At 47.7% G+C, this 8,076-nt stretch carries 7 protein-coding genes; 6 read left to right on the top strand and 1 reads right to left on the bottom strand.

Going from position 1 to position 8,076, the window contains the following annotated elements:
* From Q0R17_RS14390 to Q0R17_RS14370, 5 genes are all read left to right on the top strand, one after another.
* Positions 1-885 (top strand): molybdopterin dinucleotide binding domain-containing protein (locus Q0R17_RS14390; RefSeq protein WP_293935987.1); only part of this gene is annotated, 885 nt, incomplete at its 5' end.
* A 174-nt stretch (positions 886-1,059) separates the two neighbouring features.
* Positions 1,060-1,503, top strand: coding sequence for a nitrate reductase cytochrome c-type subunit (locus Q0R17_RS14385; protein ID WP_293935986.1), 444 nt, complete (start codon positions 1,060-1,062; stop codon positions 1,501-1,503).
* A gap of 12 nt (positions 1,504-1,515) precedes the next feature.
* Positions 1,516-2,217 carry a NapC/NirT family cytochrome c gene (locus Q0R17_RS14380; RefSeq protein WP_293935985.1) on the top strand — a complete coding sequence of 234 codons (702 nt, stop codon included), beginning with the start codon at positions 1,516-1,518 and terminating at the stop codon, positions 2,215-2,217.
* 951 nt (positions 2,218-3,168) lie between these two features.
* Positions 3,169-4,395, top strand: coding sequence for a hypothetical protein (locus Q0R17_RS14375; RefSeq protein WP_293935984.1), 1,227 nt, complete (start codon positions 3,169-3,171; stop codon positions 4,393-4,395).
* A gap of 276 nt (positions 4,396-4,671) precedes the next feature.
* Entirely contained in the window at positions 4,672-5,754 is a 1,083-nt protein-coding gene (locus Q0R17_RS14370; RefSeq protein WP_293935983.1) for a poly(3-hydroxybutyrate) depolymerase, read from the top strand.
* A gap of 278 nt (positions 5,755-6,032) precedes the next feature.
* Here the strand turns inward: Q0R17_RS14370 and Q0R17_RS14365 are convergent, their stop codons facing one another.
* Entirely contained in the window at positions 6,033-6,461 is a 429-nt protein-coding gene (locus Q0R17_RS14365; protein WP_293935982.1) for a GNAT family N-acetyltransferase, read from the bottom strand.
* A gap of 203 nt (positions 6,462-6,664) precedes the next feature.
* On the opposite strand from Q0R17_RS14365, the gene guaA reads away from it, so the two are divergent.
* On the top strand, positions 6,665-8,076 hold a 1,412-nt coding region (guaA, locus tag Q0R17_RS14360; protein ID WP_293935981.1), incomplete at its 3' end, for a glutamine-hydrolyzing GMP synthase.

Raw genomic sequence — 8,076 nt, 5'->3', positions numbered from 1 at the left:
TTTGGTAATGCCGAGCGCCGTACCCAGCTATGGCGTCAGCAGGTGAATGCACCGGGTGAAGCAAAATCTGATTTATGGCAGCTGATGCAATTTGCTAAGCGCTTTAAGGTGGAAGACGTGTGGCCTGCTGATTTGATTGCCAAGCAGCCCGCGGTCAAAGGCAAAACGCTCTACGACGTGCTGTATGTGAATGGCAATGTAGATAAATTTAAAGCCGCCGATCAGTACAAGGGCTTTGATAATGTTGAAGCCAAGCTGGCTGGTTTTTATATCCAGAAAGGCTTGTTTGAAGAGTACGCCCAGTTTGGTCGCGGCCATGGTCACGATTTAGCGCCCTTTGATATGTATCACCAAGCCCGTGGTTTACGCTGGCCCGTGGTGAATGGCAAAGAAACCAAGTGGCGCTATCGCGAAGGTTACGACACGTATGTGAAAAAAGGCGAGGGCGTGCGCTTTTACGGTAATAAAGATGGCCGTGCCAATATTATTGCTCTGCCATATCAAGCGCCGCCGGAAATGCCTGATGCCAACTTTGATATGTGGCTCTGCACGGGCCGCGTGTTAGAGCACTGGCATACCGGCACTATGACCCGCCGCGTGCCTGAGCTGCATAAAGCCGTGCCAGAAGCGATGGTGTTTATGAACCCAAACGACGCTAAAAAACGTGGCTTACAGCGCGGGATGTTGGTGAAGGTATCGTCCCGCCGTGGCGATATCAAAGCCCGCCTAGAAACACGTGGCCGCAATAAGCCGCCGATGGGGCTGATCTTTATCCCCTTCTTTGATGAAGGCCGCTTGGTGAATAAGCTAACGCTGGATGCAACTTGCCCGATTTCTAAGCAAACCGACTACAAGAAATGTGCGGTGAAAGTAGTTAAAGCCTAAAAGTAAGATTGCGCCGCAGGCGCTACTTATCCCCCTCTCCCTTTACGGGAGAGGGCAAGGGGAGAGGGGATGTTGATACCCACCCCTGTCGAGAGGATGGGCTTCGCTATAACACGATGATTCAATGAGATGTGGCGATCGATACCCAACCCACAATCTAAGAAGGAGAAAAAAATGAAAAAATTAATGCCGATGCTGGCGCTGTTTCTGAGCTTCTGTATGCTCTGCGCTCCCGTGGCGCAGGCGGAAACCTTGAAGTCTTTGCGCGGTACTGAAGCGGTTAAAGGCGATGCGCCTTCTGAAAACTATCGCTGGGAAAAAGATCGCAAACCATTGCCTCGCCAGTTTGTGCAGCAGCCACCGCTGATTCCACACACCACCAAGGGCTATCTGATTACCAAAGAGTTTAATAAATGCCTTGATTGCCATAGCTGGGATCGTACGGCGGATACCGGCGCGACCAAGGTATCGATTACCCATTTTAAAACCCGTGGCGGTACTGAGCTTACCAATATCTCGCCACGCCGTTATTTCTGTCAGCAATGCCATGTGCCGCAAACGGATGCCAAGCCTTTGGTTGGCAATACCTTTAAGCCAGCGGATGGCTTGGTTAAGTAAAAGGATTGAATAATGAGCGATGAAACCAAGCCCTCACTTAAGGCGCGTCTTTGTGCCTTGCTGCAAAAATTACGCAGCTTACGCATTGGCTATGTCGGTGTGATTGTGGCGTTTATTGTGGGGATTATCTTTTGGGGCGGTTTTAACACTGCGCTGGAAATGACCAATACCGAGAAATTCTGTTTAAGTTGCCATGAAATGGCGAGTAATGTGTATCCGGAATACCAAGAAACCGTGCACTACACCAATCGCTCCGGTGTGCGTGCCACCTGCCCAGATTGCCATGTGCCGCATGAATGGGGCCCAAAGATGTGGCGTAAGCTTGAGGCCTCTAAAGAAGTCTGGGGTAAGCTCACAGGTTATATCGATACGCGTGAGAAATTCCTAGATAAGCGGATTGAGTTGGCCCAGCACGAATGGGCAAGGATGAAGGCTAACGATTCCAAAGCCTGTCGTAATTGCCATAACTACGAATATTTTGACTATATGGAGCAAAACACCCGCTCGGCCAATGCGCACCAAAAAGGCTTGTCTGAAGGCATGACCTGTATTGATTGCCACAAAGGCATTGCCCATCACTTGCCAGCCGTAAACCAAAATGTGGGCCCAGATGGCAAGGGCGTTAGCCCCGATGTAATGCACCCAGTGCCGCCTAAGGCTGCCACGCCAAAGGCGGAGAGCGCCAGCGAGGAAGAAATTGCAGGGACGCAATAAGGGTAAGAAGCCAACGCAGCCGTGAATGAAACGTCAACAGGCCCTAGGTGTTCTTGCCTTTTAGACGGGTTAAAAAAGCGTCATCTCCAAATGTATTTATCAGGTATCCAGCCGTGCTGCTGGATACCCGCCTGAGCAGGAATGACGCCCCGTACTTATTGAACAATCAGTAAGCAATGGAGCATTCGTAGGGCGGGTGAAACCCGCGTTTTTTCAACGTTGCTCGCGGGTTTCACCCCAATCCTATCAACTTAAGATTTAACCAACATGTAGGGTGGGCAAGGCGGTTTATCTTGCCCACGCGGATACGCGGCGTGGGCAAAAAACGCGCCCACCCTACGATGTTTTAAATACTTGCAATAGTGCAATCCAAGTTGAAGCCTGTTTAATAATTAAAACATTGCCCTTAAGTTGATAGGATTGGGTTTTCCCGCCCTACAAATGCAAGAATAGTGTGCTGTTCTAAAAAGATGATTTACCTCGGCGTTATTGAATAAGAGACATAATCAGCTGTGTTTTATATTAAATTGACGCCGTGCTTTCTATTTGATAAATTGCTGGCTCACGCTCAAAGGAGATAAACAATGTTCCGTGAAAATACTTATCAAATAGCAATATCCGTATTGGCTGTTTTTGTTCAAGTAGAAACCCACCTCTAGCTTTCCTCATTAGGCCGCTAGCCCAATCGGCTTGCCTGCCTTATCGCTTTGCTCCATCCAAATTTTTTATCTATTTGCTTTGCGTAATAGCCCTTATTTGCGCGTGCAGAATTAATTCTGCTTGCCTGTTTTAATATGGGCGAATATTTAGTGGCTTTTACTTATGCAGATACGATGACACTTTAAAAAAGTGATACAGCATTTTTGCGCCTATTCAATACAGCGATTGCCTGTGTTACTAGGGTCGTGGCCGAAACATGGCTGTGCATCACGTACATATTAGGTTTATATCATGTCAGTATTTAAATTATTAATATCATCACGCTGGTATCTCTGGTTTAGCTTGGGCTATCTTATTACAGGGATTGGAACGGGCTTAACTGGGGTAGCTATTTATGCCAACTTAGCTAAATTGGATGCCAGTCCCCTTGCTTTTGCTATTACGTTTTCAGTATCGGTTGCACCGGCTTTATTATCGTCTGAGTTGGGTAAGTACTTGAGCCGATATTTCAAACCATTCTCTATATTAATTGCCGCAGAGCTGGCGGGTTTATTTGCCTTAATCTTGCCATTTTATGCGCTCATCATCGCTAGTCCACGCATGCTAATGCTTGCTGTTTCTGTATCTAGCCTATTTATTGGCGTGGGTGTGGCGGCATACAATATGATTAATAAACGTGGCTTTACTGAAGAAGACTATTTGCAAATTGCCACCATTGAAACGATATCTTTCTCTGCGGTTGCAATTGTTGGCACAGGGATTGGTAGCCTTATTTATCCTTTAGTACAGCATGGCGTGTATTTTTTTATTGATGCGGTTTCCTATCTGCTGGCAATCGCGTGTTTAATTTATTCACGCTCAATTAGCCCACAGCAAGTGGTGGATAAAATAGAAGAGGCAGTAGAAGCTACATTGCGTTTTGCATCATTAAATGGGGATAAAAAATGCGCCATATTAATCATGCCCTTGCTAACTATTATTTCCGCACCTGCAATGGCTTTGCTACCGGTAAAAGGGCTAGCGTTTTCAGAAATAAAATGGCTGGGGCTGGTTATTCATCCGGTGCTTATGTTGCTATTTTCCCGCTGTCTTGGGCAATTAATTGGCCCCTTAGTAGTAAACCAAAAAATAGTGGATTATTTATTTGGGTCTATCCTTGGTAAATCTGGCTTGGGATTGATGTTTTTTATGATGTATTTATTAGCTTTTTACTCAACAAGTTTTACCTTGGTCTTTATTGCTGTGGTGCTGGCACATATTGCTTCCAATATGCTGTATGCAGTGGCTTATACCACTATGCTTAGCCGTTTTTCAGAGCAAGAAATTGGCCCTGTTTCGGTGCTGGTATACCAAATTACCACCTTGCTTTTGGCTGGGTTGGCGCTGCCTGCAGGATTTTTGGCAAATCAATACGGCTTGTTTAATACCTTGTTATTGTGCTCTTTGCCTGCTGTGCTATTGATGCTTTTGGTTTTTAATCGAATTGCGGCGCTAGATAAATCCATTGTGGCTGCTTAATCGCTGAGGGCGTTTTTGATTTATTCTGCTTCGTCATTTCCATACAGACGGGAATCCTGTATTTACGCAGGATTCCCGATAAAAAACTGAGGGATGACGATTAAATCAGCGCTTCCTTAGTTGTTTTGACTCTTTTTTTGTAAGAAAGAAAAGGGGCTTGTGTTGCGATTTAAAAATTCATCAAAGATTCAAATAGACGAGTGTCGTTTTTCCTTTCTTGCTGCTAAGTTTAGTGTCAGATATTTGATAAATTTAGCCATCAATAAGGGGTTTTTCATGAAAGATAAATCTAGTGCTCTACATTGTAGCTTTGCTGTGGCGGCGGTGTTTTTGGGGCTGTATAGCAGCTTTGCCGCCAGTACGGATAAGTTGCCCGCTTATAAAGCAGATTTAAGCCAGACATCTGTATCGGGCTTATCTTCTGGGGCGTTTATGGCAGCACAGTTTCAAACGGCTTTTTCTGCTTCCTTGGTTGGGGCGGGAGTCGTCGCGGGTGGGCCGTTTTATTGCTCTGGCTCGGCCTATCCCGTGCCTCCATCCGTGCTAGTGGCAACCACCGCTTGCATGAATCCTTCTTTAAGTGCCTATGGCCCACCTAATCCCACTCTTTTAATCCAATTGGCAAAGGCATTTGAGCGTACTGGAGCCATTGATAAGCTCGAAAATCTAAAAACCCAAAGAGTGTATTTATTTAGCGGGCAAGCCGATAAAACCGTGGCCACCGCCGTGGTGGATCAGGCTGCCGCGTTTTATCAGCTGGCTGGTGTGCCAGCAGCAAGCATTAAATATATTCAGAATGTAGATGCTGGCCACGCCATCATCACCAGTAATACTAAGGATGTGGTGTGTGCCGATACCCAGGCGCCCTATATTAATGGCTGCAATTTTATTCAATCACAAGATATTTTGAAGCACATTTATGGCGATCTGCAGCCTGCGGTGGCAGTGCTCAGTGGCAAGATTGTGGCGTTTGATCAGAGTGAATTTATTAAATCTAGCTATACCAGCATGAGTCGCGATGCCTATCTTTATGTGCCCAAGGCTTGCGAAACAGAAAGCTGCAAAGTACACGTGGCGTTTCATGGCTGCGAGCAGGGCGCGACAAAAATTGGCAATTTGTTTTATGGCACCACCGGCTACAACGAGCTGGCAGATGCAAATAAAATAATGGTGCTTTATCCGCAAGCAGAAGCCAGTAGCGGTTGGTTTTTTACCCCGCTCAACCCCAAGGGCTGCTGGGATTTTTGGGGCTATTCAGACCCAACAAATCCTTTAGCGCCTAATTTTTATAGCAAGACCGCCCCGCAAATGTCGGCGGTAAAAGCCATGCTAGAGCGCTTGGGACAGGCAAAAAATTAATGGCTTGGCCCGCATAAAAAACGCCGCTCATTATTTAAAGGGCGGCGTTTTTCTTAGTGCGTTTGAAGCCCACTATCAACTTAAGGGAAACTTGTTGATGGTTAAGCCTTAAGCCATCAACGTAGATCTATCTATTGCAGGCGTTGAAGCATCGCAGGGCGGGTGCAACCCGCGTTTTTTAGCATCGATTGCGGGCTTCACCCGGCCTACAAACTTGGCTTAAGTTGATAGGATGGGTGTGAAACCCACGTATTTGCTGTGACCTTACACCTCCAAATCTAAGCCTGATACACACTTGGGCTATGGATCTCCATAAAGCGTGAGGAATTAGCCAGCTCAGTAAAGCCAAATTGGGTGTACAGCGAGTGAGCATCTTTGGTTGCCAGCATAAAGCGCCGAATCATTTGCAAATCAGGGTGGGCCTGGATGGTGGCGATTAAATACTTGGCTAAGCCTTGGCCGCGATGCGCGTCCAGAATATACACATCGGCCAAATAAGCAAAGCTGGCCCTATCGGTAATCACCCGTGCAAAGCCGATTTGCTGGTCGCCAAGAAACACGCCAAAAGCCAGCGAATTTTGCGTGGCTTTTTCTACCGTATCGCGTGAAATACCTGGAGACCAATACGCTTGGCTGAGGAAAGCATGAATGGCATCTAGATCAAAGCGTTGCTGATCGGTGCTGATATGGTAATCGCTGATAGGCATGGCGGCGCTCCTTGGCGTAGGTCTTACAAGTTTATCCCTTTGGTATTTTCTGCGCTTGCTTTGAGGGAAAGAAAATGCACCGCTATTGCTGTAATAAGAGAACTTCTAGCGCTGTAGCCGCTGTTTGCAGAATACGTGCTAGCCGCAATGGGCTGAGCAAGGTAAAATTCGGCGATTATTTAAACATCAAAGATTTTGACAGCATGGATAAAATTCTGATTTTGGACTTTGGCTCGCAAGTGACTCAGCTGATTGCCCGCCGTGTTCGCGAAGCGCATGTGTATTCTGAGCTGCATTCTTTTGATGTATCGATTGATTTTATTCGTGAATTTAAACCGACCGGTATCATTCTTTCGGGCGGCCCAAATTCAGTTTACGAGAGCGATTATCAAGCCGATGCTAAATTGTTTGAGCTGGGCGTGCCGGTACTCGGTATTTGCTACGGTATGCAATGGATGGCCGAATCGCTAGGCGGTAAGGTAGAAGCAGGCACCGTGCGTGAGTTTGGCTTTGCCGAAATTGGCGCGCAAGCAAGCAGCAAATTATTCGGCGGCCTTGAAGATCGCAAAAATAGCGCAGGCCAAAGCGTATTAGAAGTCTGGATGAGCCACGGTGACAAAGTCACCGCGCTGCCAGCTGGCTTCTCCGTGATTGCCAGCAACGAAGCTTGCCCGATTGCTGCTATTTCTGACGAAGCGCGTGGCTTCTACGCCGTGCAATTCCACCCAGAAGTAACGCACACCCTAAAAGGGCGTGAAATGATTAACCGCTTTGTGCTCGATATTTGCGGCGCAAAGCCAAGCTGGACCATGCCTAATTACATCGACGTAGCCGTGGCAAAAATCCGCGAACAAGTCGGCACAGACGAAGTGATCTTGGGCCTATCTGGCGGCGTGGATTCATCCGTTGCCGCTGCGCTGATTCACCGCGCCATTGGCGATCAACTGACTTGCGTATTTGTCGACAACGGCCTGTTACGCCTGAATGAAGGCAAGCAAGTGATGGCAACCTTTGCCGAGCACCTTGGCGTAAAAGTGATCCACGTTGACGCCGCCGCGCAATTTATGGGCCACCTTGCGGGTGTGACCGACCCAGAAGCCAAGCGCAAAATCATTGGCCGCGAATTCGTAGAAGTATTCCAAGCTGAATCTGCTAAATTACCAAGCGCAAAATGGCTAGCCCAAGGCACCATCTACCCCGATGTAATCGAATCTGCTGGCGCAAAAACCGGCAAAGCGCACACCATCAAGAGCCACCACAATGTAGGCGGCCTGCCAGAAACTATGAAGCTGAGTTTGCTGGAGCCACTGCGCGAATTATTCAAAGACGAAGTGCGCGAACTAGGCGTAGCGCTCGGCCTAGCCCCAGAGCTGGTCTACCGCCACCCATTCCCAGGCCCAGGCCTAGGCGTGCGTATCCTTGGCGAAGTAAAGCAAGAATTTGCTGATCTACTGCGCTTTGCCGACGCCATCTTTATCGAAGAGCTACGCGCTACAGTCGATGAAAAAACCGGCAAAAACTGGTACGAACTCACCAGCCAAGCCTTCGTCGTCTTCCTGCCAGTAAAATCCGTCGGCGTAATGGGCGATGGCCGCACCTACGACTACGTGGTAGC

This window comes from Iodobacter sp., from assembly GCF_025352645.1.
GTDB lineage: Bacteria > Pseudomonadota > Gammaproteobacteria > Burkholderiales > Chitinibacteraceae > Iodobacter.
Note: the sequence above shows the minus strand (reverse complement) of the source record. Positions and strands in the feature narration are given on the sequence as shown.

Bases quoted from the DNA above. Each gene is read 5' to 3' on its own strand.
- Q0R17_RS14385 (WP_293935986.1), top strand. From the start codon at position 1,060: ATGAAAAAATTAATGCCGATGCTGGCGCTGTTTCTGAGCTTCTGTATG.
- Q0R17_RS14380 (WP_293935985.1), top strand. From the start codon at position 1,516: ATGAGCGATGAAACCAAGCCCTCACTTAAGGCGCGTCTTTGTGCCTTG.
- Q0R17_RS14375 (WP_293935984.1), top strand. From the start codon at position 3,169: ATGTCAGTATTTAAATTATTAATATCATCACGCTGGTATCTCTGGTTT.
- Q0R17_RS14370 (WP_293935983.1), top strand. From the start codon at position 4,672: ATGAAAGATAAATCTAGTGCTCTACATTGTAGCTTTGCTGTGGCGGCG.
- Q0R17_RS14365 (WP_293935982.1), bottom strand. From the start codon at position 6,461: ATGCCTATCAGCGATTACCATATCAGCACCGATCAGCAACGCTTTGAT.